Origin of the sequence: Arthrobacter rhombi (assembly GCF_039526245.1) — a bacterium.
Classification (GTDB): domain Bacteria; phylum Actinomycetota; class Actinomycetes; order Actinomycetales; family Micrococcaceae; genus Arthrobacter_H; species Arthrobacter_H rhombi.
This window is the reverse complement of the sequence record NZ_BAAAIV010000004.1, coordinates 194460-216601: the sequence shown is the minus strand read 5'-3', so window position 1 is coordinate 216601 and position 22142 is coordinate 194460. Positions and strand designations below refer to the sequence as shown.

General features: G+C 68.8%; 24 protein-coding genes and 2 tRNA genes. 11 read left to right on the top strand and 15 right to left on the bottom strand.

The features are described 5' to 3' along the window. Positions 1-86: 86 nt before the first annotated feature. Positions 87-911 (bottom strand): aldo/keto reductase, encoded by an 825-nt coding sequence (locus ABD088_RS03495; RefSeq protein WP_343900097.1) that lies wholly within the window; start codon positions 909-911, stop codon positions 87-89. 46 nt (positions 912-957) lie between these two features. Next, positions 958-2148 carry an MFS transporter gene (locus ABD088_RS03490; protein ID WP_343900096.1) on the bottom strand — a complete coding sequence of 397 codons (1191 nt, stop codon included), beginning with the start codon at positions 2146-2148 and terminating at the stop codon, positions 958-960. 151 nt (positions 2149-2299) lie between these two features. On the opposite strand from ABD088_RS03490, the gene ABD088_RS03485 reads away from it, so the two are divergent. After that, positions 2300-2764 carry a MarR family winged helix-turn-helix transcriptional regulator gene (locus tag ABD088_RS03485; RefSeq protein WP_343900094.1) on the top strand — a complete coding sequence of 155 codons (465 nt, stop codon included), beginning with the start codon at positions 2300-2302 and terminating at the stop codon, positions 2762-2764. A 4-nt stretch (positions 2765-2768) separates the two neighbouring features. On the opposite strand, the gene ABD088_RS03480 is transcribed toward ABD088_RS03485, so the two are convergent. Then, on the bottom strand, positions 2769-3194 hold the full coding sequence (locus tag ABD088_RS03480; protein ID WP_343900093.1) for a hypothetical protein: 426 nt from the start codon (positions 3192-3194) through the stop codon (positions 2769-2771). Positions 3195-3476: 282 nt separating this feature from the next. Here ABD088_RS03480 and ABD088_RS03475 point away from each other — a divergent pair, with 282 nt between their 5' ends. The 5 genes from ABD088_RS03475 (at position 3477) to ABD088_RS03455 (ending at position 7195) form a co-directional block, all read left to right on the top strand. Further along, positions 3477-5366 carry a DEAD/DEAH box helicase gene (locus ABD088_RS03475; protein ID WP_343900091.1) on the top strand — a complete coding sequence of 630 codons (1890 nt, stop codon included), beginning with the start codon at positions 3477-3479 and terminating at the stop codon, positions 5364-5366. Positions 5367-5607: 241 nt separating this feature from the next. After that, a tRNA-Thr gene (locus tag ABD088_RS03470) sits at positions 5608-5679 on the top strand. Between the two features lie 71 nt (positions 5680-5750). Then, a tRNA-Met gene (locus ABD088_RS03465) sits at positions 5751-5824 on the top strand. Positions 5825-5905: 81 nt separating this feature from the next. Further along, positions 5906-6709 (top strand): DUF2797 domain-containing protein, encoded by an 804-nt coding sequence (locus ABD088_RS03460; RefSeq protein WP_343900090.1) that lies wholly within the window; start codon positions 5906-5908, stop codon positions 6707-6709. A 228-nt stretch (positions 6710-6937) separates the two neighbouring features. Then, positions 6938-7195, top strand: a complete 258-nt coding sequence (locus tag ABD088_RS03455; protein ID WP_343900088.1) for a hypothetical protein — start codon at positions 6938-6940, stop codon at positions 7193-7195. Here ABD088_RS03455 and ABD088_RS03450 read toward each other — a convergent pair. Together ABD088_RS03450 and ABD088_RS03445 are read right to left on the bottom strand one after the other, a co-directional pair. Beyond that, positions 7192-8862 carry a SulP family inorganic anion transporter gene (locus ABD088_RS03450; RefSeq protein ID WP_343900087.1) on the bottom strand — a complete coding sequence of 557 codons (1671 nt, stop codon included), beginning with the start codon at positions 8860-8862 and terminating at the stop codon, positions 7192-7194. The two genes, ABD088_RS03455 and ABD088_RS03450, sit on opposite strands and share 4 nt — an antisense overlap. After that, positions 8862-9224: an ArsR/SmtB family transcription factor gene (locus ABD088_RS03445; RefSeq protein ID WP_343900086.1), complete on the bottom strand. Its 363-nt coding sequence runs from the start codon at positions 9222-9224 to the stop codon at positions 8862-8864. Before ABD088_RS03445 ends, ABD088_RS03450 begins: the two co-directional genes overlap by 1 nt. Before the next feature lie 141 nt (positions 9225-9365). On the opposite strand from ABD088_RS03445, the gene ABD088_RS03440 reads away from it, so the two are divergent. The 5 genes from ABD088_RS03440 (at position 9366) to ABD088_RS03420 (ending at position 12686) form a co-directional block, all read left to right on the top strand. Then, positions 9366-9818, top strand: a complete 453-nt coding sequence (locus ABD088_RS03440) for an FAS1-like dehydratase domain-containing protein (protein ID WP_343900085.1) — start codon at positions 9366-9368, stop codon at positions 9816-9818. After that, entirely contained in the window at positions 9815-10261 is a 447-nt protein-coding gene (locus ABD088_RS03435) for a MaoC family dehydratase (RefSeq protein ID WP_343900084.1), read from the top strand. Before ABD088_RS03440 ends, ABD088_RS03435 begins: the two co-directional genes overlap by 4 nt. After that, positions 10258-11328, top strand: coding sequence for a UDP-N-acetylmuramate dehydrogenase (locus ABD088_RS03430; protein ID WP_343900378.1), 1071 nt, complete (start codon positions 10258-10260; stop codon positions 11326-11328). Before ABD088_RS03435 ends, ABD088_RS03430 begins: the two co-directional genes overlap by 4 nt. A 1-nt stretch (position 11329) precedes the next feature. After that, the gene (locus tag ABD088_RS03425; protein WP_343900083.1) at positions 11330-12427 is read left to right on the top strand and encodes a winged helix DNA-binding domain-containing protein; all 1098 of its coding nucleotides are present in this window, start codon (positions 11330-11332) and stop codon (positions 12425-12427) included. Positions 12428-12494: 67 nt separating this feature from the next. Further along, the gene (locus ABD088_RS03420; RefSeq protein ID WP_343900081.1) at positions 12495-12686 is read left to right on the top strand and encodes a hypothetical protein; all 192 of its coding nucleotides are present in this window, start codon (positions 12495-12497) and stop codon (positions 12684-12686) included. A 100-nt stretch (positions 12687-12786) separates the two neighbouring features. On the opposite strand, the gene ABD088_RS03415 is transcribed toward ABD088_RS03420, so the two are convergent. The 10 genes from ABD088_RS03415 to mshD form a co-directional block, all read right to left on the bottom strand. Next, positions 12787-13689 (bottom strand): class II glutamine amidotransferase, encoded by a 903-nt coding sequence (locus tag ABD088_RS03415; RefSeq protein WP_343900080.1) that lies wholly within the window; start codon positions 13687-13689, stop codon positions 12787-12789. A gap of 62 nt (positions 13690-13751) precedes the next feature. Continuing rightward, complete coding sequence (gene asd / locus ABD088_RS03410; RefSeq protein ID WP_343900079.1) at positions 13752-14870, bottom strand: aspartate-semialdehyde dehydrogenase; 1119 nt, start codon at positions 14868-14870, stop codon at positions 13752-13754. A gap of 110 nt (positions 14871-14980) precedes the next feature. Then, positions 14981-15208: an NF038396 family protein gene (locus tag ABD088_RS03405; RefSeq protein ID WP_343900078.1), complete on the bottom strand. Its 228-nt coding sequence runs from the start codon at positions 15206-15208 to the stop codon at positions 14981-14983. Further along, a complete protein-coding gene (locus ABD088_RS03400) occupies positions 15209-15799 on the bottom strand; it encodes a dihydrofolate reductase (protein ID WP_343900076.1) in 591 nt (196 codons plus the stop codon). Then, the gene (locus tag ABD088_RS03395) at positions 15796-16599 is read right to left on the bottom strand and encodes a thymidylate synthase (protein ID WP_343900074.1); all 804 of its coding nucleotides are present in this window, start codon (positions 16597-16599) and stop codon (positions 15796-15798) included. Before ABD088_RS03395 ends, ABD088_RS03400 begins: the two co-directional genes overlap by 4 nt. Positions 16600-16623: 24 nt before the next feature. Then, positions 16624-17385: a DUF1648 domain-containing protein gene (locus tag ABD088_RS03390; protein ID WP_343900073.1), complete on the bottom strand. Its 762-nt coding sequence runs from the start codon at positions 17383-17385 to the stop codon at positions 16624-16626. Between the two features lie 67 nt (positions 17386-17452). Beyond that, positions 17453-17803, bottom strand: a complete 351-nt coding sequence (locus ABD088_RS03385; protein ID WP_343900072.1) for a GNAT family N-acetyltransferase — start codon at positions 17801-17803, stop codon at positions 17453-17455. Between the two features lie 79 nt (positions 17804-17882). Continuing rightward, the gene (locus ABD088_RS03380; RefSeq protein WP_343900071.1) at positions 17883-18851 is read right to left on the bottom strand and encodes an NUDIX hydrolase; all 969 of its coding nucleotides are present in this window, start codon (positions 18849-18851) and stop codon (positions 17883-17885) included. After that, a complete protein-coding gene (locus tag ABD088_RS03375) occupies positions 18851-21061 on the bottom strand; it encodes an RNA degradosome polyphosphate kinase (RefSeq protein WP_343900069.1) in 2211 nt (736 codons plus the stop codon). Before ABD088_RS03375 ends, ABD088_RS03380 begins: the two co-directional genes overlap by 1 nt. A 95-nt stretch (positions 21062-21156) precedes the next feature. Next, entirely contained in the window at positions 21157-22140 is a 984-nt protein-coding gene (gene mshD, locus ABD088_RS03370; protein WP_343900067.1) for a mycothiol synthase, read from the bottom strand. Positions 22141-22142: the final 2 nt, after the last annotated feature.

Sequence of the window (22142 nt, the reverse complement as noted above, 5' to 3'; positions counted from 1 at the left end):
CCGAGCCTATCGCCGTCCGGTGACCCATCCCACATCGGGCCGGCCGCGTGGTGCGCGGCCGACCCGGGATGCCTGCGGTGGGGACGTCAGCCGTTGAAGGTCTCCGGATCGGGCCCCGTGCGCAGGCCGCGGTCCAGACCGTCGATCGCCGCGAGGTCGGCCTCCGAGAGGTCGAAGCCGAAGACGTCGAGGTTTTCACGGATGCGGGCCGGGGTGACGGACTTCGGGATGACGATGCGCCCCTGCTGGAGGTGCCAACGCAGCACGACCTGCGCCGGGGTCCTGCCGTGGGCCGCGGCGAGGCGCGCGATGACCGGGTCCGTGAGTACGGCGCCCTGGGCCAGGGGGCTCCAGGCCTCGGTGCGGATACCGTGCTCCTGGTTGTAGGCCCGGGTGGGGAGTTGCTGCAGATAGGGGTGCAGCTCCACCTGGTTCACCGCCGGCACGATTCCGGATTCCGCGGCCAGCAGCTCCAGCTGGGCGGCGGTGAAGTTGGACACCCCGATGGCCCGGACCCGGCCGCTGGACTGCAGGGCCTCGAGGGCACGCCAGGTCTCGGCATACCGGCCCTGTGCCGGGGCCGGCCAATGGATCAGCAGGAGATCGACATGGTCCAGCCCCAGGCGATCCAGGCTCTGCTGGTAGGCCGGCGCCGCACGCTCGGCCCCGTGGGCGTCGTTCCAGAGCTTGGTGGTGATGAAGAGGTCCTCGCGGCGGAGTCCGGAGGCTGCGACGGCGCGGCCTACGCCCTCCTCGTTGCCGTAGATGGCTGCCGTGTCGATGCTGCGGTACCCAGCGGCCAGGGCCTCGCCCACCGCGTCGGCTGCCCGGTCGTCGGGGACCTGGAAGACGCCGAATCCGAGCTGCGGGATGGTGGGGCCCTGGTTCAGGGAGAGGTCGGGGATGTTCATGGTGTCCCTTTCGGTGGTGGTGCTGGTGGATGGCCCGGTGCGGCGCTCAGGGGAGCGATGGTTCCGCGGCGGGGAGTGCGGTGGTGGGCCTGCGCCGACGTGCTGCGCTGGCGGCGAAAACCATGACGGCCAGGCCGGCGAGGGTGAGTGCGGATCCGGCCCACAGCGGGGAGGTGTAGCCGAGTCCCGCGGTGATCGCGATCCCGCCGAGCCAGGCACCGACGGCATTGCCCACGTTGAAGGCGGCGATGTTCGCGCTGGAGGCCAGGGTTTCGGCGGTGCCGGCAAAGTTCATGATGCGGGTCTGCAACCCCGGAACGGTCCCGAAGCCAACGGCCCCCATGGCCACCAGCAGCACGACCGCCGCGACGGGGTGGGCTGCGAACGCGGCGAATGCGGCCAGAACCACTGCCAGCAAGGCGAAGAGGACCAGCAAGGTGGCGTCCAGTTTCTTGTCGGCTGCCTTGCCGCCGACGATGTTGCCGGCGAACAACCCCACACCGAACAACACCAGCAGCCACGGCACGGCCGAGGTGTCGAAACCGGAGACCGAGGTCAAGGTGAAGGCGATGTAGGTGAAGGCGCCGAACATGCCGCCGTATCCGAGCACGGTGACCACCAGGGAGAGCCAGACCTGGCCGGAGCGGAAGGCGCCCAGCTCGGCCCGAAGCGATGTCTCGGAGCGGGCGTTGGCAGACGCGGGGACCAGGGTGGCGATCCCGGCGAAGGCGATGACGCCGATGATCGTGATGAACCAGAATGCGGCCTGCCAGCCGAAGGCCTGGCCGATGAAGGTGCCGAAGGGGACGCCGAGCACGTTGGCCAGCGTGAGCCCGGTGAACATGATGGCGATGGCGCCGGAGCGCTTGTCCGGGGCCACCATGTCAGCGGCAACGACGGATCCAATGCCGAAGAAGGCTCCGTGGCAGAGCGAGGCGACGATGCGGCCCACGAGCATGAGCGTGTAGGTATCGGCGGTGGCGCACAGCAGGTTGCCGATGATGAACAGGATCATCAGGCCCAACAGGACCCGTTTGCGCGGCTGGCGGATGACCGCCGCGGTCAGGGCCAATGCGCCGACGGCCACGCCGAGGGCATAGCCGGAGATGAGCCAGCCGGCGGCCGCCTCGTTGACGTGCAGGTCGGTGGCGACTTCGGGCAGCAAGCCCGCAATGACGAATTCGGTCAATCCGATCCCGAACCCGCCCAGTGCCAAGGCGATCAATCCGATGGGCATCGCTTTCCCCGTTTCTTTCGTATACTGATAATGAGTGCACGCGCCGTTATTTGCAGACGCAAGCATTTAGGAACAAAAGAAATAGTTGCACACGCGTTATATCCGCGCAAGCAAAGAAGGTCGGATCGCCGGCCTTCGAGAGGGAGATCACATGGGAATCAGGGACGACGCCGTCGAGATCCGCGCCCGCGGATGGCGCACCCTGGCAGGGCTCCATGCCCTGATCGAGGCCGAGCTGGAGAAGGCGCTCCAGCGCCAGGCGGGGCTCTCGGTGGTCGAGTACACGGTGATGGAGGCGCTCTCGCGGCAGGATGGGTGGCATATGCGCATGCAGCAGCTCGCCCGGGCCGCTGCTTTGAGTTCCAGCGCAGCCACCCGCCTGGTGAACCGCCTGGAGGACCGTGGGCTGCTCACCCGGATCCTCTGCCTGGACGATCGCCGGGGGGTCTATACGGAACTGACGCCCGCGGGGTGGGAACTGCTGGAGGTGGCCCGTCCCGTCCACGAGGAAGCGCTGGACCGCGCGTTGCAGGAGGCGCGGGAGACCCCCGAGTTGGCACCCGTGGCCGAGGCGTTGGAGTCGATTGCCCTACCGGAACACCTGCCGCAGGCTTGAGGTCCTAACGCCGGGGCAGGCCCTTCGCCGCACGGCGCTCCGCCTTGCGGGCCGAGCGCGCGGCGCGTGACTGTTCCTTGAAGTAGTCCATGCTCTGCGGCAGCCACAGCAGCACGACGCCGATGAGCAGGGTGGCGCCGAGGACCCCCAGCCGGGGGCCGCGCAACACCAGCGGAATGCCGCCGATCAGCCCCATGGTCGTCAACCAGGCCCGGCCCGCCAGTTGGCCGCGCAGCAGGCGCCAGGCCCCGTAGCCGACACCGACGGCCAGCACGGCCAACAGGAAGGCCAGGGCCACCAGGCCGGACCGGCTGCCGCCGACCAGCAGGCGGGAATTGCCCCAGGAGGCCAGGCCGAAGCCGAGCAGCGCCAGGGCCAGCACGGCCCACCAGATGACTGCCACGCGCAGGGTGACGGGAAGTTTCCTCACGCCTGACAGCCTACTGGGTGTGCCCAACCGCACAGGCCCCGCCTCGTCGTCGTGCCCGGTCCTCCTGTAGACTGGGATCTCACCGATATCCGGCTTCCCTCGCATCCTGCCCAATTCTTGAGGCAGGAGCTCATCGTGTGTGAGTCCGCAGTGTGCGGGCAGTTTCTTCATAGGGGAGCGGCCGGACTGGTGTTTGAGTCCGAATGTGCCGCGGATCCCGCCTCTCAATGAGTGCCGGGTTCTCCGCCCCTATGAACGAGGTAATTCTTTATGTCTTCCGACATGTCCAATAATGCGCCCGAAACCCCCGCCGAAGAGAACACGGTGAAGTTCGCCGACCTCGGCATCGACGCCCGCGTCCTCGCCGCCGTCGAGGATCTCGGCTACGAAACGCCGACGCCGATCCAGGCCGCCACCATCCCGATGCTCCTGGAAGGCCGCGACGTCGTGGGCCTGGCCCAGACCGGTACCGGCAAGACCGCTGCCTTCGCGATCCCCGCCCTCTCCCGGATGGCCGAACTGGCCGACCAGAACGGCGTCGCCCGCAACACCCAGGTCCTGGTCCTCGCGCCGACCCGCGAACTCGCGCTCCAGGTCGCCGAGGCCTTCACCTCCTACGCCAAGCACATGGGCGACTTCACCGTCCTGCCGGTCTACGGCGGCTCGCCGTACGGCCCGCAGCTCTCCGCGATGCGCCGTGGCGCCCAGGTGGTCGTCGGCACCCCCGGCCGCGTCATCGACCACATCAACAAGGGTTCCCTGGACCTGTCGCACCTGCAGTACGTCGTGCTCGACGAGGCCGACGAGATGCTGCGCATGGGCTTCGCCGAAGAGGTCGACAAGATCCTCGAGGCGACGCCCGAGGACAAGCAGGTGGCCCTCTTCTCCGCCACGATGCCCGGCTCCATCCGCCGGATCTCCAAGCAGTACCTGCGCAACCCGCAGGAGGTGTCGGTGAAGTCCAGCACCACCACGGGCAAGAACACCCGCCAGCGCTACGTCCAGGTCATGGGCGCCCACAAGCTCGACGCCATGACCCGGATCCTGGAATCCGAAGCCCACGAGGGTGTCATCGCCTTCGTGCGCACCAAGATGGCCACCGAGGACCTCGCCGACAAGCTGAAGGCCCGCGGCTTCACCACTGCCGCGATCAACGGCGACATCCCGCAGCAGCAGCGCGAGCGCACCGTGGAGAACCTGCGCAGCGGCAAGATCGACATCCTGGTCGCCACCGACGTCGCGGCCCGCGGCCTCGACGTCGAGCGCATCAGCCACGTCATCAACTACGACATCCCGCACGACACCGAGTCCTACGTGCACCGCATCGGCCGCACGGGCCGAGCCGGCCGCCAGGGTGACGCCATCCTGTTCATGACCCCGCGCGAGAAGCACATGCTGCGGGCCATCGAGAAGGCCACCCGCCAGCCGGTGGAGGCCATGACGCTGCCCAGCGTCGACATCGTCAACGACAAGCGCCTGGAGAAGTTCGCCGGCCAGATCGCCGAGACCCTGGCCTCCCAGGAACTCTCGGTCTTCCGCAACCTGGTCGAGAAGTTCGAAGCCGAGCATGACGTCTCCGCCGTGGAGGTTGCCGCCGCACTGGCACACATGGCCCAGGGCGGCCGCCCGCTGCTGATGGAAGAGCTGCCGACCCCGCCGGCCAAGCAGGCCCGCATGTCCAAGGGCGCCAAGGACGGCTTCGGCTCCCGTGGCCCGACGCGCGCGCTGACCGAGGGCAATGCCACGTACCGCATCGCCGTCGGCCGCCGCCAGCGTGTCATGCCCGGATCCATCGTCGGGGCCCTGGCCAACGAGGGTGGTTTCAACTCCGGGCAGATCGGCGGCATCGACATCCGCGCCGACCACACCCTGGTGGAGCTGCCGGCAGAGCTCTCCAAGGACCAGTGGAGCGCACTGTCCCGCACCCGCATCGGTGGCGAACTGATCCGTTTGGAGCTGGACACCGGCCGTTCCCCGCGCCGTGAGCGCGAAGGTGGCGACCAGGGCGGCTACCGCAAGGACCGCGGCAGCTTTGACGGCAACCGCGGTGGCGACCGTGGCGGTTTCCGCAGCGACCGTGGCGACCGTGGCGACCGCGGCGGCTTCGGCGGCTCGCGCAAGCCGCGTACCTCCTCGCGCAACTTCGAGGGCGGGCGCGGGCGTAGCTTCTAGCACCCCCTGGACCCCCTTGCGGGTCCGCACCGACATCACCGGAAGGCCGGGCCGTTCCCCCAGGGGAGCGGCCCGGCCTTCCGGCGTTGGCGGGGCCTTCCGAGCGGCTCCGATGGGGCCGCTGATGCCCGGCGTCCGGGGGCGTTTCGCACCCCCCGGCAGGGCGTTGATGTGGCATCGAACACAGGGGGCCACCTCGATTTCATGCGGGCGCAAATTGCTGGTAAAGTTTTTTTCCGTTGCCCCCCTAGCTCAGTGGTAGAGCGCGTTCTTGGTAAGAACGAGGTCACCGGATCGATTCCGGTGGGGGGCTCTGAGTAGGAAAGCCCGCGTCCGTGTCGACTCGCGAGAGAAACCGACGCAGACGCGGGCATTCCCATTCGTGGCGGTGTAGCTCAGCTGGTTAGAGCGCACGACTCATAATCGTGAGGTCCCGGGATCGAGTCCCGGCACCGCTACCCACAGGAATCCGTCCCGCATCGCGGGGCGGATTTCTTCATGTGGGCAGTGCCCCGGGTGCGTCCGCCTATGCTGGACGGATGGATCCAGCGGCCGACATCGTTCCCTCCCCTCCGGCCGTAGACACCCCTGCCGCCGACGGCTTCCTGCTCAGTGCAGGCATCGACTGGCCCGCCGACCGGTCCACGCCACGCTGGGCCCTGCGGGACAGCCAGGGGGCAGATGCCGGCGTGCTCCTGGAGCCCGGCACGCGCTGCTCCTTCGCGGTGGAACCCGGCCGCTGGTGCCTGGGGCACACGCGCGTGGCCGGTGCCGCTGACTGGTCCCACATCGAATGCCCCGATGCCGCCCCCGCCGAACGCGGCACCCAGTGTGCGTCCTGCCTCGCCCGGGACGATGCCCGCCACATGCACGACTTCCACCGCTCCGGCATCGCCCCGGCCGGCTTGCGCGCCTACCTCGCGAAGCCACAGTGGCTCTACGTCGCCACCTTCGCCCACGGGGCCTCCAAGATCGGCACCGCGGGTGAGGGCAACAAATGGCGTCGACTGGCCCAGCAAGGGGCCGTGAAGGCCACCTACGTGGCGCTGGCGGCCGACGGGCGCATCGTCCGGGTCCTGGAGGACCTGGTCACCGAACGGCTCGGGTTGGGCCAGGCGGTGCGTGCCTCGGCGAAGACCGCGGGGCTCACCGATCCGGGACAAGGCGGGCCGTCCCCGTCCGGGGTGTACGACGCCGGATCCCTCGCCACCGTGCACCGGGCCCAGGTGGAGCGGGTCCGCCGGCTGCTCGCCGAGGATCCGGACGCTGCAGGCCTGGGCGCCGAGGAGGCCGACGAGGACTTCGAACCCTCCTGGCTGGCCGCCCCGCTGCTCGCCGCCTAGGACGCCGGGGACCTGCACCCCTACCCGGGGTGGCTCAGTGCCAGCAGCCACGGGTTCACCGTCGAGTCCGCCCTGGGCCAGAGTCTCGGGGTGCGGTTGGACGGGTCCGAACGGCTGTATGCCGCCGATGCCTCGGTGCTCAAGGGCCGCAGGGTGGTACCCGGCGAGCATTCCACGGCGGTTCCCGTGGCGCAGGATTCATTGTTCTGAACCGATAGACTGGACGGCATGATCAGCACACCCTGGGAATCGGCGTCGGGCCTCTACAAGGTCCTCGTGTTCGCCTCCATGGCCGTTTCCGGGGTGGGGATCGTGCTGGCACTCGTCGGGGCCAATACCGGCAACCGGCCGCTGATGTACACGGCCGTCGGCATCATCCTGGTCGGCCTGCTGACCCACGTCGCCGGGCTGGTGGTCCGCGGACGTGACGTCAAGACGTACCGCAAGCAGCATCCACCCGTGCCCAAGCAGCGTCCGGGACGCTAGGGGAGCTGCTTCAACTCATCCGCCGCGCGGTTTTCCGCGACGTGATGGCGGGCGTGTGCCACTGCAGGCTCCAGCTCGTCGAAGACATGGCGGTAGTGGCGCAGGGCCCCGATGACGCCGACGGTCTCGGCCATCCTGACATGCTCGGGGCGGATGCCCTTGACCAGGACCGTGATCTTGCGCCGCTCCAGGGCCCCGATGATCTCCACGAGGGCGCGGGCGCCGGTCGCATCGAGCATCCGCAGGCGCGACAGCCGCAGGATGACCACTTCCACGCCGGTCACCGACTGCACGTCCGTGAGGATCTTTTCAGCGGCCCCGAAGAACATGGCGCCGTCGAGGCGGAAGAGGGCAATGCGCTCATCGTCGGGCTGGGCGCCACCTGGCAGTTCCTCGCGGGATGCGCCCGAGGCCTTGGCCACCGACCGCAAGGCGAAGAAGGCGGCGACCAGCACTCCGATCTGGATCGCCTCGATGAGGTCGAAGGCCACGGTGATGATGGCCGTGACCACGAACAGCGTCGCCTCCGAGCGTCCAGAGCGCAGGATCGATGCAGCAGTGTGGCGTGAGACCATGCGCGTGGCCGTGACCATCAGGATGCCGGCCAGTGCCGCCAACGGGATGCGCCCCACCAGCTGCGAACCGGCATAGACGATGACCAGCAACAGCAGGGCATGGACGATCGAGGCCAGCCGGGTGCGGGCTCCGCTGCGCACGTTGACCGCGGTGCGGGCGATGGCACCAGTGGCCGGCATGCCCCCGAAGAGGCCGGCGGCGATCGACGCGAGGCCCTGTCCGGCGAGTTCGCGGTCCGGGTGGTATTGCCCGGTGGTCGAACCATGGGGTCCCACCAGACCCGCTGCCACGCGGGCCGAGAGGAGCGATTCGATCGCCGCCAGTGCGGCCACGGCCACCGCTGGGCCGGCCAGCTCGGTCATCAGGGGCAGCGAGATGGGTGGCAACGCCGGGGCCCCCAGCGCCGAGGGCAGCTCGCCAATGCGGGGGATGTCCAGGTGCAGCCACTCGGCCACCACGGTCACCAGGGCGATGGCGATGAGGCTGGCCGGCAGGCCGGGGTGCAGGCGCGGGGCCATGACCATCAGGGTGGCGACGACCGCGACGATGGCCAACGTGATGCCCGCCGTCGGCCACTGGGCGCCGGCGGCCGAGATCCAGGCCGCGACCACGGTGTTCAGCCCCGACGGCGCGTCGGTGCCGGTGGCCAGGGGTACTTGTTGGAGGAAGATGATGGTGCCGATCCCCAGCGTGAAGCCCTCGACCACCGGCCATGGAATATAGGCGACCGCCCGCCCGACTCCGGCCAGTCCAATGGCCAGCACGATCACGCCGGCCATGATGCTCAAGAGGGCGATCGACCCCACACCATGGGCTGCGACGATCGGGGCGAGGATGACGACCATCGCCCCGGTGGGCCCGGAAACCTGTACCGGTGAACCACCCATCACGGCGGCGACCAGCCCGGCGATGACCGCGGTGACCAGCCCCGCGGCGGCGCCGACCCCGGAGGTCACCCCGAAGGCCAAGGCGAGGGGGAGCGCGACGATGCCCACGGTGACCCCGGCCAGGATGTCGACCCGCCAGGTCGAGGGGAGCAGGGCATAGTCATCGGCGGCTGGCAGGAAGGCGCGCAGTGAGGGGCGTGCCATCAGCGGGCCACCGCCGTCTGCTGCCCCGTGTTCCCGGCACCGCGGTGGGCGGCCATCCGGTCGTTGAGGAACCGGCGGGCGATGGCCAGCAATTCGGCCACCCCGGGATGGGCCAACGTGTAGTCGACGTGGCTGGCCCGGCGTTGCGAGGTGACCACGCCATGACGTCGCAGCACCCGCAGATGCTGGGACAGGTGGCTGGCCTCGATGTGCATGGCGTCCAGCAGTTGGGCGACGGTGGCGGACCGGTCCGGTGAATCCACGAGGATCTCCAGCGCACGGATGCGGGCCGGGTGGGCCAGCGCCTTGAAGAGGTTCGCCTTGATCTCATACAAGGGAAGCTGCTCGTCGTCCAGGAACATGGGGGCCTTTCGGGTGATGCGCGGAATGATGGTTCCATCATATCGGAGGTGTGGTTCGTCCCGGCACCGGCGGTGGCCGCCGTGCCTTAAGCTGGAAGCCGTGCAAGCGCAGCCATCGACCCGCCCGACAGCGAGGACACCATGAGCATCAACCCGGCCCTGGAAGGGCGCAGCTATCCGGCGGGAGAGGCCTACCAGGTCTCCCGCGAGAAGATCCGCGAGTTCGCCGCGGCCACGAAGGCGTCCCACCGGTCGCACTATGACCAGGACGCCGCAGCCGGTCTGGGCCACGCGGACCTCGTCGCACCCCCCACCTTCGCGATCATCGTCGCCCAGCGGGCCGATGCGCAGCTGATCGCTGACCCGGACTCCGGCATCGACTTCTCCCGGGTCGTGCACGCCGACCAGCGGTTCACCCTGCACCGCCCCATCGTCGCCGGAGACGAACTCGTGGCCGAACTGCACGTGGACAAGGTCCGGGGCATGGGCGGCGGCGCCATGATCACCACCCGGTCGGAGATCAGCACCACCGGCGGGGCAGCCGTCGCCACCACCATCTCGTCGATCCTCGTCCGCGGGGAGGAGGCAGCATGACCCCCATCGAATTCGCCAGCCTCGAAAAAGGCCAGGACATCGGCAGCACCACGCTGCACGTGAACCGCGCCGACCTCGTCCGCTACGCAGGTGCCAGCGGGGACTTCAACCCCATCCATTGGAACGAACGTTTCGCCACCGACGTGGGCCTGCCCGGCGTCATCGCCCACGGCATGTTCACCATGGGGGCCGCCGTCACGCTGGTCGAGGACTGGACCGGGGACCCCGGCTCGATCGTCGACTACCAGACCCGCTTCACCAAGCCGGTCGTCGTGCAGGATCCGGAGGGCACCAACCCCTCCGACGCCACCGGCACCGCACTGGAGGTCGCCGGAGTCATCGGCGCCATCGACGCCGAAGCACGGACGGCGCGCGTGGACCTCACGGTGGTCGCCGACGGCCAGAAGGTGCTCGTCAAGGCCCAGGCCCTGGTCCAGTTCTGATGCCCCATCTGCTGTCCGGGCTCACCACCACCGGAGTCGGCGGCCCCGCCGCGGACTTCATCGAGGCGACCACCGAGGAGGAGATCCTCTCGGCGGTGCGCGCAGCGGACGACGCCGGCCGGCGGCTGCTGCTGGTCGGTGGCGGCTCCAATCTGGTCATCTCCGACGCCGGATACGACGGCACCGTCCTGCGCATCGCCACCCGCGGCGTGGACATCGCCGCCGGAACAGATGGCACGCATTCCCGGGTCACGGTGGCCGCGGGACACCCGTGGGACGACGTCGTGCGCACGACCTTGGACGCGGGGCTGGCCGGCCTCGAGGCGTTGTCCGGCATCCCCGGATCCGCAGGGGCCACCCCCGTGCAAAACGTCGGGGCCTATGGCGCCGATGTGTCCAAGACCCTCGCCTCGGTCAGGGCATGGGACCGCCACGAGTCCCGGCTGGTCGAATTCACAGCCGCGGACCTGGATTTCGGCTACCGCGATTCGCTGCTCAAGCGCACCACGGTCCAGGGTTCGCCACGCTACGTCGTCCTCGACGTCGTCTTCGTCCTGGAGACGTCACCCCTGGGCGCACCCATCGCCTACGCCGAACTCGCACGCACCCTGGGTGTCACTGCCGGGGAGCGGGCTCCGGCCGCAGCGGTCCGTACCACCGTGCTGCGCCTGCGCGCCGGCAAGGGCATGGTCCTGGACCCGGCAGACCGGGACACCTACAGCACCGGATCCTTCTTCACGAATCCGATAGTGGACGCCGACACGGCGGCATCGCTGCCCGAGGACGCCCCGCGGTTCCCCGCGGATCAGGGCACCAAGCTCTCCGCCGCCTGGCTGATCGACCGGGCCGGTTTCGCCAAGGGGTTCGGGCTGCCCGGTACCGCCGGGGCCGAGCTGGCCGGCGGCCGGGCCTCGCTCTCCAGCAAGCACACGCTGGCCATCACCAACCGGGGAGGTGCCACCGCCGAGGACATCCTCGCCATCGCCCGGGCCGTCCGCGACGGGGTCAGGGAACGCTTCGGCATCACCTTGCACAACGAGCCCCTGCTCATCGGGATCGACCTCTGAGATGAGCGCAGCGCCCGCCCCACGCCTGGTCGTGGCGCGGGCGCGCCTGGCCAGCCAGTGGCTGCTCCCCGGTGCCGGGGCTCGGCCCACCCCGGCAGCCGTCGTGGGCCAGCTGGGCCTCCTCCAGGCCCAGGACCTCGGGCAGGCGTTCTGGGCGCTGGGCGTCAGATCGCCGGGCAGCACGGCATCATCCGTCCGGGCCGCATTCGACGACGGATCCATCGTGCGCACCTGGGCCGCCCGTGGCACGTTGATGATCGTCCGCCCCGGGCTGCTCGATGACCTCCTCACCGTCACCGGCCCCCGCATGCGCGCCCAGACGGCCACGGGGTTCCGCCAAGCGGGCATCAGCGAACAGGACGTCGAAGCGGTGGCCCCCGTCGCCCTCCAGCGATGCGCCGACGGTGCCACGCGCGGCCAGCTGCTGGAAGCCTTCCGCTTCGCCGGCCAGGAAACCTCGGGGCAACGTGGCTACCTGCTGCTCATGGCCCTGTCGGTGGCCCGCATCCTGGTCCAGGGCCCCCTGGAGGGCAGCGGGAGTGCACGGCAGCTCTTCGTCCCGTACCGGTCGTGGATCGGCGGCTCCGGGAACGACGGCGGTGACCGGCGTGCTGCGTTGGAACGCCTGGCGCTGTGCTACTTCGGCGGACACGGCCCGGCGACCGAAGCAGACTTCGCGTGGTGGCTCGGGCTCCCGTTGACGCCGGTGCGTGCCACCCTGGCGACCCTGCTGGACGCCGGGAGCCTGGCATCGCGGCGGGTGGAAGGCATCGACTACTGGATGGCGCCCGCCACCGCAGCTGGGCTCGACGCCGGGGTGCCGGTGCCCGGAGCCAGGACCGTACTCGCACTGCCCGGCTTCGACGAGTTCCTCCTGGGGTACCGGGACCGCCGGGCGAGCCTGTCCGCGGAGCATGCACCCCGGGTGGTTCCCGGCGGAAACGGGGTGTTCCGCAGGACCATCGTGCACGGCGGCGCGACCATCGGCATATGGGATCCGGATGCTGGAGCCGAGCCGTTCGGAACCGACCTCGGGCCAGGGGCAGCGCGTGCCTTCGCCGCCCGGATGCGTGAGTACTCGGACTTTCGGGCACGGTGAGGTCACAATTGCGTTCCCGTGCAAGTCACCGTGGACTTTTTACCGCGAACTGACGCACTATGGAGGCATGGAACACGAGACAAGCCTGGAACACGCGATGGATCTGGCCGAAGGCAACATGAAGGAAGCCAAGCGCCTGCTCGATCGGGGCAAGGCGGCCCACGCTGCCGGAGAGATCACCGACGAGCGCATGGCAGCATTGCAGCGCCTCTACGACACGGCGAACGAGGACGTGGGACGCGTCCGGCACGACAACTGAGGCCCCGGGCCAGCAGCCCGCGGACCAGACACTGCAGGGGCGCCACCGGCATTGGCCGGGGTGCCCCTGTGTCATGTGGCGGGGCGGGGCCCCGAACCGGTCAACCGGCGGTGACCTCCACCGGGGAGAAGACCGGCTGACGGTCGCGGGAGAACACGCCGATGGTCGCCGACGGGATTTCCACCCAGTGCCGTTTGCTCCAATGCAGCTCCAGGGGCTCGGAAACCACCAGCTGGGTGTCCCGGGGCAGCTCCTCCGAGTCCCCGGTGCCCGGTCCGAAACCGGCCCCCACATGGAGGCTCATCCGTCCGAAGGAGTGGAATAACGACGGCGCCACCGCCCCCGGAACATCGGGGCTGACCCAGCGCAAGACGACCAGCCGATCGCCATCGGACGCGGCAATGGTCGCGCGGAACGCCTCGGTTTGGCCCGTCTCCCGGCGGGCCCGCTCCACCCGTGAGACCATCCGGGTCAGGGCACCCACGGGATCGTCGGCCAGCCCGTAGGTCAGGGCCAGGAAGAAGCAGACCTCGGTGTCTCCGTTTCCTTCGATGAAGGGGTAGAGCGCGGGATCGACGTCAAAGGTCAGCTCGCGCTTGAGGTCGGGAAACCCGTTGATTTCCCCATTGTGCTGGAACATCCACCCCTCGTGGACGAACGGATGGCAGTTCTCCTGCGAAATGGTCCCCCCGGGTGCCGCGCGGACGTGGGCCAGGAAACACCCCGATTCGATCTGGGCGGCGAGGTGGCGCAGGTTCTGGCTGTCCCAGGCCGGCGTGATCTCCCGGTACTGCCCCAGCCTGCCACGCAACCCCGACCAGGCCAGACCGAATCCGTCCCCATTGGTGGGGAACGCACGATGGCGGAATTGGGAGCTCATCTGCCGCCGCGGCAGATACAGGTCCCGGGCGAGCAGGCTTTGGTCCAGCAATGAGTGGTTAGGCCTGGTCAGCACCGTTTCCAGCGCGATCGGCGATCCCACATAGGCAAGCCAACGGCACATGGTCCCCTCCGGGGCTCGACGCTCGGTTCCGCCTCGAGCCTAACGCCGCACCGCCCGCAGGCCTACAGCCGGCCGAGGGCGATCGCGAGCATGCGCCGCAACGGTTCGGCGGCACCCCAGAGCAGCTGGTCGCCGACGGTGAAGGCCGAGAGGTACTGGGGGCCCATTTCCAGCTTGCGCAGGCGGCCGACCGGGATATCGAGGGTGCCGGAGGCGGCGACGGGGGTCAGCTGCTTCATCGTGGCGTCCTTCGAATTGGGCACCACAGTTGCCCAGTCGTTGTCAGCGTCGATCAACCGTTCGATCTCGTCCAGGGGCAGGTCCTCGGTCAGCTTCAGGGTCAGGGCCTGGGAGTGCGATCGCATGGCGCCGATCCGCACGCACAGCCCGTCGAGCATGACGTGGTTGTCCGCGCCGGTGCCCAGGATCTTGTTCGTCTCGACCCCGGCCTTCCACTCCTCCTTGGACTGTCCGTTGCCCAGGTCGGCGTCGATCCAGGGGATCAGCGAGCCGGCGAGCGGGACGCCGAATTCGGTGGCGTCCAGGCCGCCGCGCTGGGTGGCCAGCACCTTGCGGTCGATCTCCAGGATGGCCGAGGCAGGGTCGGCGAGCTCATCGGCCACGGAGTAGTTGATGTCGCCGAACTGGTTGATCAGTTCGCGCATGTGGCGGGCGCCGCCGCCGGACGCCGCCTGGTAGGTCATCGCGGTGCCCCATTCGACCAGACCGTTGCGGAACAGCCCGCCCAGGCCCATGAGCATGCAGGAGACGGTGCAGTTGCCGCCGACGAAGTCCAGTGTCCCGGCGGCCAGGCCGGCGTCGATGACCGGGCGGTTCACCGGGTCCAGCACGATGATCGAATCGTCGTTCATGCGCAGCGTCGAGGCAGCGTCGATCCATAGGCCCTTCCAGCCGCGGGCGCGCAGCTCGGGGTGCACCCGCTTCGTGTAGTCGCCGCCCTGGGCGGTGACCAGGATGGGCAGTTTTGCCAACGCATCGATGTCATGCGCGTCCTGCAGTACTCCGGCGCCCGTGGCGAAGGCTGGTGCCGGCCCGCCCGGGTTGGAGGTCGAGAAGAAGACCGGGTCGATGCCCTCGAAGTCACCCTCGTCGAGCATGCGTTGCATGAGCACGGAGCCAACCATGCCTCGGTAGCCAATGAATCCAACGGAAGAAGTCATTCACCCATCGTAAGGTGATGACGGGGTCGAACCCCAGCCGGGTTACGCCTGCCGGGCGCTCGTGCCGGGGATCGACGGGCCGCGGCCGCCGCCCACGCCCGGTCCCGGAACTAGTCGCCGGAGAGCAGTTTGGTGCGCCGGTTGATGGCCCAGAAGGCGCCGAGCGCGAAGGCCTGCGTGATGGTCAGCAGCACGATGATGCCGCCGATCAGCGCACCGGTGATGATCATCCACAGGCCCAAGGCCGCGCAGATCAGGGCCAGCAGCGGGAAGAGCATGAAACCGAGGGCGAAGAGCGGTTCCGGCTTGGACGTCAGCTCCCTGAACGCTTCCTTCATCTAGCTGCGCTCCCAGAGTTCGTGGCGGTACTCGGTGCCGTTGGCCGCGCTGAGCCAGCCCTCGGCTGGTTCGCGCAACGCCAGCTTCCAGCCCTCGGTGAGCACCGGTGCCCGGGTATCGCCGGCCGCGTCGGAGTTGATGACGGTGACCATGGCCGTGTCGGCCAGCGGTTCATAGGCGGCGTAGACCATTCCACCGCCACAGATCCAGATCTCCTCGGATCCTGCAGCACCGGCGGCGGCGTCCAGTCCCTCCTGCGGGGAGTGCACGACGACGGCACCGGCCTGGGTTGCCTCGGCCGCGGTCGCGTCATCGGACGTCAGCACGATGTTGGTGCGCCCGGTGAAGGGACGGAACCTGGCGGGGATCGAATCCCAGGTGTGCCGGCCCATGATGACCGGGTGGCCCCAGGTGGTGTTCTTGAAATGTGCCATGTCCTCGGGCAGGTGCCAGGGCATGGACCCTTCGTTCCCGATGATGCCCTCGACGGTCTGGGCCCAGATCATGCCGATGCGTGCCGTTCCGGGGGAGGTTTCGGCGCGGTGGCCCGGCTCCAGTGAGGTGCCGGCGGCGGATGCGTGGCGGCTCATACTGCCACCGGCGCCTTGATCGTGGGGTGGTGTTGGTAACCGACGATCTCGAAATCCTCCAGGGCATAGTCCAGGATGCTCGCCGGGGTGCGCGCCAGGCGCAGCTGCGGGTAGTCGTAGGGTTCGCGGCCCAGCTGTTCGTGGACCTGCTCGAGGTGGTTGTCGTAGATGTGCACGTCGCCGCCGGTCCAGATGAACTCGCCGACCTCGAGGCCGACCTGCTGGGCGACCAGGTGGGTGAGCAGGGCGTAGGAGGCGATGTTGAACGGAACGCCGAGGAACATGTCGGCGCTGCGCTGGTACAGCTGGCAGGAGAGCTTGCCGTTGGCGACGTGGAACTGGAAGAACACATGGCACGGGGGCAGCGCCATGTTCGCCAGCTCTGACACGTTCCAGGCAGAGACCAGATGGCGACGGGAATCGGGGTTCGTCTTCAACGCCTCGACCACCTGGGTGATCTGGTCGATGTGTCCACCATCAGGGGTCGGCCAGGACCTCCACTGCACGCCGTAGACCGGTCCCAGGTCACCGTTCTCGTCGGCCCACTCGTTCCAGATCCGCACGCCTTGCTCCTGCAGCCAGGAGACGTTGGATTCCCCGCGCAGGAACCAGAGCAGTTCCGCTGCCACCGATTTGAAGTGGACGCGCTTGGTGGTGATGAGCGGGAATCCTGCTTCCAGATCGAAGCGGATCTGGCGGCCGAACACGCTGCGCGTACCGGTACCGGTCCGATCGGACTTGGGGGTGCCGTTTTCCAGCACGTCGCGCAGCAGGTCCTCGTACGGTGTAGGAATAGTCACGCCCGACAGTCTACCGGCCGGGCGCTACCCCGCACCCAGGGTGGTGGCGACGAAAATCCCGAGGGGTGCTCCGATGACCAGCAACAGGAAGATCGCCACCGCCCACTTGCCTCCAGTGCTCCCGACATTCACGGCCAGGCCCGTGCCGGTTCCCTCGCGCTTGGCGACCATGATCTGGGGATCGGCGGGATTGTTGTACAGCATGCCGCCCCACAGCCACAGCCGTTCCTCGGTTGCCTCGTCGGCATCCGGGTGGACGCCGGCCTCGAAGGCCCGGCGTCGGGCCCAGCGAGAGCCGCGGGAGGAGGCCCAGCCGATGACCAGCAGGATGACGCCGGTGAAGAACACCCCAAACCAGCCGCCGACGTTAGCCGGACGCAGCCAGCCCTCGATCGCCAGGACGGAAAACAGGGCCGCCAGCAGGACGGTGGTGGCCCCCAGACAGCCCATCGTCCCGCGGATCATTCCCTCGCGCTGGATCCTGCGGTAGGGCGAGGGCTCGGCCCGGGCGGGGGAGAGGGCCGGGACGACGGCGGTCAAGAGGGCCATCAACAGGGTCATCCCGAGTCCGACCCACAGCATGCCGAAGACCGCTGCGGGGGACTTGGCATCAAACGCGTCGGGGGCACCGGAAGGCCCCCAGTGCGTGGGCACGGGATCGGGCAGATCCGCATAGAGGGAGAGGCCGTAGACCTGGGTGCCCAGCAGGATGACCGCCGCCAACGGGTAGGCCAGCCACAGTGGTCCGCGGCCGCGCGTGAGTTCCTTCTCGGTGATCGTCCCCATGGGTACGATCCTACGGGTGGGCAGCCGGGGCCCGGAGCGGCACCGGAGGTGCCGCCGTCGTGCCCTGCTAGCCGGCCACCAGGTCCTGGTATTCCGGATAGCGGTCCAGATAGTCCTGGACGTAGCTGCACTCGGGGACGATCTGGCGGCCCGCGGCGCGCAGTTCGTCGAGCACCAGGGTGACCAGGGCACGGGCGTAGCCGCGGCGGCCGTGGGCCTCGTCGATGATGGTGTGCTGCAGGGTCACGACGCCGGTGGTCGGATCGGTGCTGTAGCCGAGGATCCCGATGAAGACGTCCCGGTGCCACAGCGAGTAGCGCCCACGGTCGGGATCGTGCTCCACGCGCAACCCCTCGTGCACGATCTTCTCCGGGCGTTGGCCGGGGATTGCCGGCTGACCTGGGTGGTCGGCGTTCACGTTACCTCCTGGAGGGGCGGATACCTGTTCCCCCGAGCCTACTCGGCGGCGCACGGGCGCGACCAGCGGTTCCGGGAGATTAGTCCTCGAACGTCTCGAAGACCTCCACGGACACCGGTTTGCGCAACTTGGCGATCGGCTGGTGGACGATCACGAGCGCTCCCGGCCGCAGGTAGGGATCGGCGGCCGGCAGGAACGCGGCCAGCCGCTCCGGCAGGCGCTCCTTCAGGGTGTCGAAGATGATCGGCAGCACGGGGCGATGGGTGCAGACGGCCTGCGGGATGCCCTTGTTCATCGCCTTGAGGATGGCCTTGCGCACGGTGCCGGGTTTCCGCAGGGCCTCGTGTTCGGTCAACGCGGGGATGAGTTTCACGCCCAGGTCCCGGCGCTTCAAGTAGGGGGAGACCGTCTGGATGCACCGGGTCCAGGGGCTGCTGCCCACCCGGTTCGGTTCCCAGGAAGCGAGCAGTGCAGCGACCTCCAGTGCCTGGCGTTTGCCCGTCGCAGCGAGCGGACGTTTGCCTTCCTCCTGGGTCCAGCTGGCGCGGGGTTTGGCCTTGGCGTGACGCACCACGATGAAGGGGACCGTTGCCAGGCGGCCGGCAATGTACGCCGCCTCGAGGGTGTCCAGCGGATCGATGTCCGGGGGGTTGGCGAGCCAACGCCGCGCCTCGGCGGGGGAGACCCAGCGGTACGAATCGACCTCGTGGCCGTCGGGCACTGCCCGCAGCCCGGTGGCATCCGCGGCCCAATAGTAGACGACCTTCTGGCCCGCGCCCACGGTGTAGCGGATCGCCGGCAGCGGGATGCCCAGGGTGATGTCCAGTCCGACCTCCTCGCGGACCTCGCGGACCGCGCATTGCGGGATGGTCTCCCCGGCGTCGAGCTTGCCCTTGGGCCAGGACCAGTCGTCGTACTTGTCGCGGTGGATCATCAGGACCTGCAGGCCGCTGTCGGCCACGCGCCAGGGGATGGCTCCTGCGGCCAGCACCTGCACTGCACCTCCGGTGACGATGGGGTCATCGGAGGATCGGAGGACGAGCGGCATCAGCGGTGTGCCACGCGTCGCTGGCGGGATTCGAGCAACCACGACTGGATGTCGTCCAGCGGTTCGCCGTCCGGGCCGATGTGGTGGCGGGTCCAGCCGCCCTCGACATCGAGATGCCAGCTGGCCGTGCGTTCGTCGAGGTACCGGTCCAGGATGCGCTGCAGCTCGGCGATGTCGTCCTTGTTGGACAGCCGGACCAGGGCCTCCACGCGGCGGTCCAGGTTGCGGTGCATCATGTCGGCGGAGCCGATGTAGATGACCTGTTCGCCGCCGTTGAGGAAGGCGAACACCCGCGAGTGTTCCAGGAAGCGGCCCAGGATGGAACGGACCCTGATGTTCTCGCTCAACCCCGGCACGCCCGGGCGCAGCGAGCAGATGCCGCGGACGATCACGTCGACCTGGACGCCGGCCTGGCTGGCGCGGTACAGGGCATCGATGATGGCCTCGTCGACCATGGAGTTGACCTTGATGACCACCCGGGCGTCGCGGCCGGCAGCCCGGTGTTGGATCTCCTGTTCGATCCGGTCCAGCAAACCGCTGCGCAGCGAGCGCGGTGCCACCAGCAACCGCTTGAAGGTGGAGCGCGGGGCGTAGCCCGAGAGCTGGTTGAACAGCCGGGAGAGGTCCTCCCCGACCTGGTCGTCGGTGGTCAGCAGGCCCAGGTCCTCGTAGTAGCGGGCGGTCCGCGGGTGGTAGTTGCCGGTGCCGATGTGGCAGTAGCGGCGCAGCCTGTCGCCCTCACGACGGATGACCAGGGAAAGCTTCGAGTGGGTCTTGAGTCCGACGATGCCGTAGACGACGTGGACGCCGGCCTCTTCGAGCTTGCGGGCCCAGGAGATGTTCGCCTGTTCGTCGAATCGCGCCTTGATCTCCACCAGGGCCAGCACCTGCTTGCCGGCCTCCGCGGCGTCGATGAGGGCGTCGACGATGGGCGAATCGCCGGAGGTGCGGTACAACGTCTGCTTGATGGCCTGTACCTTCGGATCCGCTGCCGCCTGCTCCAGGAACGCCTGGACGGAGGTGGAGAAGGAGTCGTAGGGGTGGTGCAGCAGGATGTCACGGCGTCGCATCGCGGCGAAGACGTTGGCTGCCTTGGAGGTCTCCGACTCGTTGAGGAACCGGCTGGTGTGTGCCAACTGCTTCGGGTAGTGCAGGTCGGAGCGGTCGATGCCGGCGATCACCGAGAGGCCCCGCAGGTCCAACGGTGCGGGCAGGGAGAAGACCTCGTCTTCTTCCACCCCGAGTTCGCGCATCAGCAGGTCGCGGATGGTCGGGTTGATGTCGCTGGCGACCTCGAGGCGCACCGGGGGACCGAAACGACGGCGCAGCAGCTCCTTCTCGAGGGCCTGCAACAGGTTTTCGGCGTCGTCCTCCTCGACCTCGAGGTCCTCGTTGCGGGTGACCCGGAACGTGTGGTGTTCAACGACCTCCATGCCCGGGAAGAGGTATTCCAGGTGTTGGGAGATGACGTCCTCGAGCGAAATGAACCGCGCGAGCTTGCCCGCCGAGTTCCCGGCGCGCGGACCGTCGACCGAGATCAGCCGGGGCAGCACACCCGGGACCTTCAGCCGGGCGAAGAGTTCCTTGCCGCTGACCGGGTTCCGGACGATGACCGCCAGGTTCAGTGACAGCCCGGAGATGTAGGGGAAGGGGTGTGCCGGATCGACAGCCAGCGGGGTCAGCACGGGGAAGACCTGCGCGACGAACCAGCGGCTGATCTCCTCCTGGGCGGCCTGGTCCAGCTGCTCCCACCGGGTGATCTGCAGCTGTTCTGCGGCCAGGGCCGGGCGCAGCTCCTCGGCGAACACGCGGGCGTGCCGCAGCTGCAGGTCCTTGGCTCGTTCCAGGATCTCCTGGAGCTGGTCGATGGGGCTGACGCCGGCCGCCGAGGGCACCGCCAGGCCGGTGGCAATGCGCCGCTTGAGGCCGGCGACGCGGACCATGAAGAACTCGTCGAGGTTGGAGGCGAAGATCGACAGGAAGTTGATCCGCTCCAGCAGGTACAGGTTGGGGTCCTCCGCCAATTCGAGCACCCGGGCGTTGAAGTCCAACCAGCTGGTCTCCCGGTCCAGGAACCGGTCGAGGGTGAAGTCGCCCTCCGGTGCCAACGGCGCATCGAACTCCGGTAATTCGATGCGGTCCTGGGTGGCCCGGGCGGAGGGCATGTCGCCATCGCCGAAACTCGGCGTTGTAGCGGGGGTCGTGTCCATCGGGTTCGTCCTCACATGCACGTCAACTGGGGGAGTAGCAGGAACCGTCACGCCCGCACCGTCGGCGCAGGCGCGACGATGCGTCCGAAAATACCTTACCCGGCGGCTGTGGCCCCGTGCGCGTACATCACGTCGACATCCCAGCGTGTGAAGCCCAGCTTGCGGTAAAGGGCCACTGCTGCCGTGTTGTCGGCATCGACGTAGAGCATGACGGCGGTGAGCCCGCGCGAGCGCAGGTGTTCGATGCCGGCGACGGTCAGGGCCCGGCCCAGGCCGGTGCCCTGGGCCGAGGGGACCACGCCGACGACGTAGACCTCCCCGACGGCCTGGTGCTCCCCGGTCGTGGGGCTCTTCAGGGCCGGATGGACCTTCGTCCAGTGGAAACCGGCGATCGAGGAGTCCCGCGCCTCGGCGATCAGGAACCCTTCGGGATCGAACCAGTCCTCGTCCATGCGTGCCCGTAGGTCGCTGGCCGTCAAGGATCCTTGTTCGGCGTGGTCGGCGAAGGCTGCGGCGTTGGCGGAGAGCCAGGCCTGCTCGTCCTGTCCCGGAACGAAGGCGCGCAGCCGGTAGCCGGAGGGCATCTCGGCAGGCGGCAGGCCGGCGTCGTGCACCAGGCGCATTCTCCAGAGCTCGCGCACCGGGGAGAACCCGTGGTGCTGGGCGAGCCGGGCTGCTGCCTCGTGGTTGCCGTGGGACCAGGCCTGGAGGGAATCCAGGGGTGTCTGCGCCGCGAGCGCTGCCACCAGGGCAGCACCGATGCCATCGCTGCGGTATTCGGGGTGCACGACGATTTCCAGGGTGCCCGGTTCCCCGGTGGGGGAGGCGATGGCGACTGCCACGCCCACCAGCTCGCCGGACGGAGTCCCCTCGTCGTCGGCCAGCCAGGCGGTGACGACCAACAGGGTGTCCGCCGCCTCGTCGGAGCGCAGGTCCACGAGGGTCTGTTCGCTCAGTGGCGGGTTGCCGTCGGTGTCCTCGGCACCTGAGGCCAGCGAGGTGATCCGTTCCAGCAGATCGACGTCCGGCCGGCCGGTGGCTGAGGTAATGGTCCAATCGGTGCTCTGGGTCGCGCTCATGG

What these genes read in the sequence shown, in the direction of transcription:
- ABD088_RS03495 (WP_343900097.1), bottom strand. Translation starts at nt 911, where the DNA reads ATGAACATCCCCGACCTCTCCCTGAACCAGGGCCCCACCATCCCGCAG.
- ABD088_RS03490 (WP_343900096.1), bottom strand. Translation starts at nt 2,148, where the DNA reads ATGCCCATCGGATTGATCGCCTTGGCACTGGGCGGGTTCGGGATCGGA.
- ABD088_RS03485 (WP_343900094.1), top strand. Translation starts at nt 2,300, where the DNA reads ATGGGAATCAGGGACGACGCCGTCGAGATCCGCGCCCGCGGATGGCGC.
- ABD088_RS03475 (WP_343900091.1), top strand. Translation starts at nt 3,477, where the DNA reads ATGTCCAATAATGCGCCCGAAACCCCCGCCGAAGAGAACACGGTGAAG.
- ABD088_RS03460 (WP_343900090.1), top strand. Translation starts at nt 5,906, where the DNA reads ATGGATCCAGCGGCCGACATCGTTCCCTCCCCTCCGGCCGTAGACACC.
- ABD088_RS03455 (WP_343900088.1), top strand. Translation starts at nt 6,938, where the DNA reads ATGATCAGCACACCCTGGGAATCGGCGTCGGGCCTCTACAAGGTCCTC.
- ABD088_RS03450 (WP_343900087.1), bottom strand. Translation starts at nt 8,862, where the DNA reads ATGGCACGCCCCTCACTGCGCGCCTTCCTGCCAGCCGCCGATGACTAT.
- ABD088_RS03445 (WP_343900086.1), bottom strand. Translation starts at nt 9,224, where the DNA reads ATGTTCCTGGACGACGAGCAGCTTCCCTTGTATGAGATCAAGGCGAAC.
- ABD088_RS03440 (WP_343900085.1), top strand. Translation starts at nt 9,366, where the DNA reads ATGAGCATCAACCCGGCCCTGGAAGGGCGCAGCTATCCGGCGGGAGAG.
- ABD088_RS03435 (WP_343900084.1), top strand. Translation starts at nt 9,815, where the DNA reads ATGACCCCCATCGAATTCGCCAGCCTCGAAAAAGGCCAGGACATCGGC.
- ABD088_RS03425 (WP_343900083.1), top strand. Translation starts at nt 11,330, where the DNA reads ATGAGCGCAGCGCCCGCCCCACGCCTGGTCGTGGCGCGGGCGCGCCTG.
- ABD088_RS03420 (WP_343900081.1), top strand. Translation starts at nt 12,495, where the DNA reads ATGGAACACGAGACAAGCCTGGAACACGCGATGGATCTGGCCGAAGGC.
- ABD088_RS03415 (WP_343900080.1), bottom strand. Translation starts at nt 13,689, where the DNA reads ATGTGCCGTTGGCTTGCCTATGTGGGATCGCCGATCGCGCTGGAAACG.
- asd (WP_343900079.1), bottom strand. Translation starts at nt 14,870, where the DNA reads ATGACTTCTTCCGTTGGATTCATTGGCTACCGAGGCATGGTTGGCTCC.
- ABD088_RS03405 (WP_343900078.1), bottom strand. Translation starts at nt 15,208, where the DNA reads ATGAAGGAAGCGTTCAGGGAGCTGACGTCCAAGCCGGAACCGCTCTTC.
- ABD088_RS03400 (WP_343900076.1), bottom strand. Translation starts at nt 15,799, where the DNA reads ATGAGCCGCCACGCATCCGCCGCCGGCACCTCACTGGAGCCGGGCCAC.
- ABD088_RS03390 (WP_343900073.1), bottom strand. Translation starts at nt 17,385, where the DNA reads ATGGGGACGATCACCGAGAAGGAACTCACGCGCGGCCGCGGACCACTG.
- ABD088_RS03380 (WP_343900071.1), bottom strand. Translation starts at nt 18,851, where the DNA reads ATGCCGCTCGTCCTCCGATCCTCCGATGACCCCATCGTCACCGGAGGT.
- ABD088_RS03375 (WP_343900069.1), bottom strand. Translation starts at nt 21,061, where the DNA reads ATGGACACGACCCCCGCTACAACGCCGAGTTTCGGCGATGGCGACATG.
- mshD (WP_343900067.1), bottom strand. Translation starts at nt 22,140, where the DNA reads ATGAGCGCGACCCAGAGCACCGATTGGACCATTACCTCAGCCACCGGC.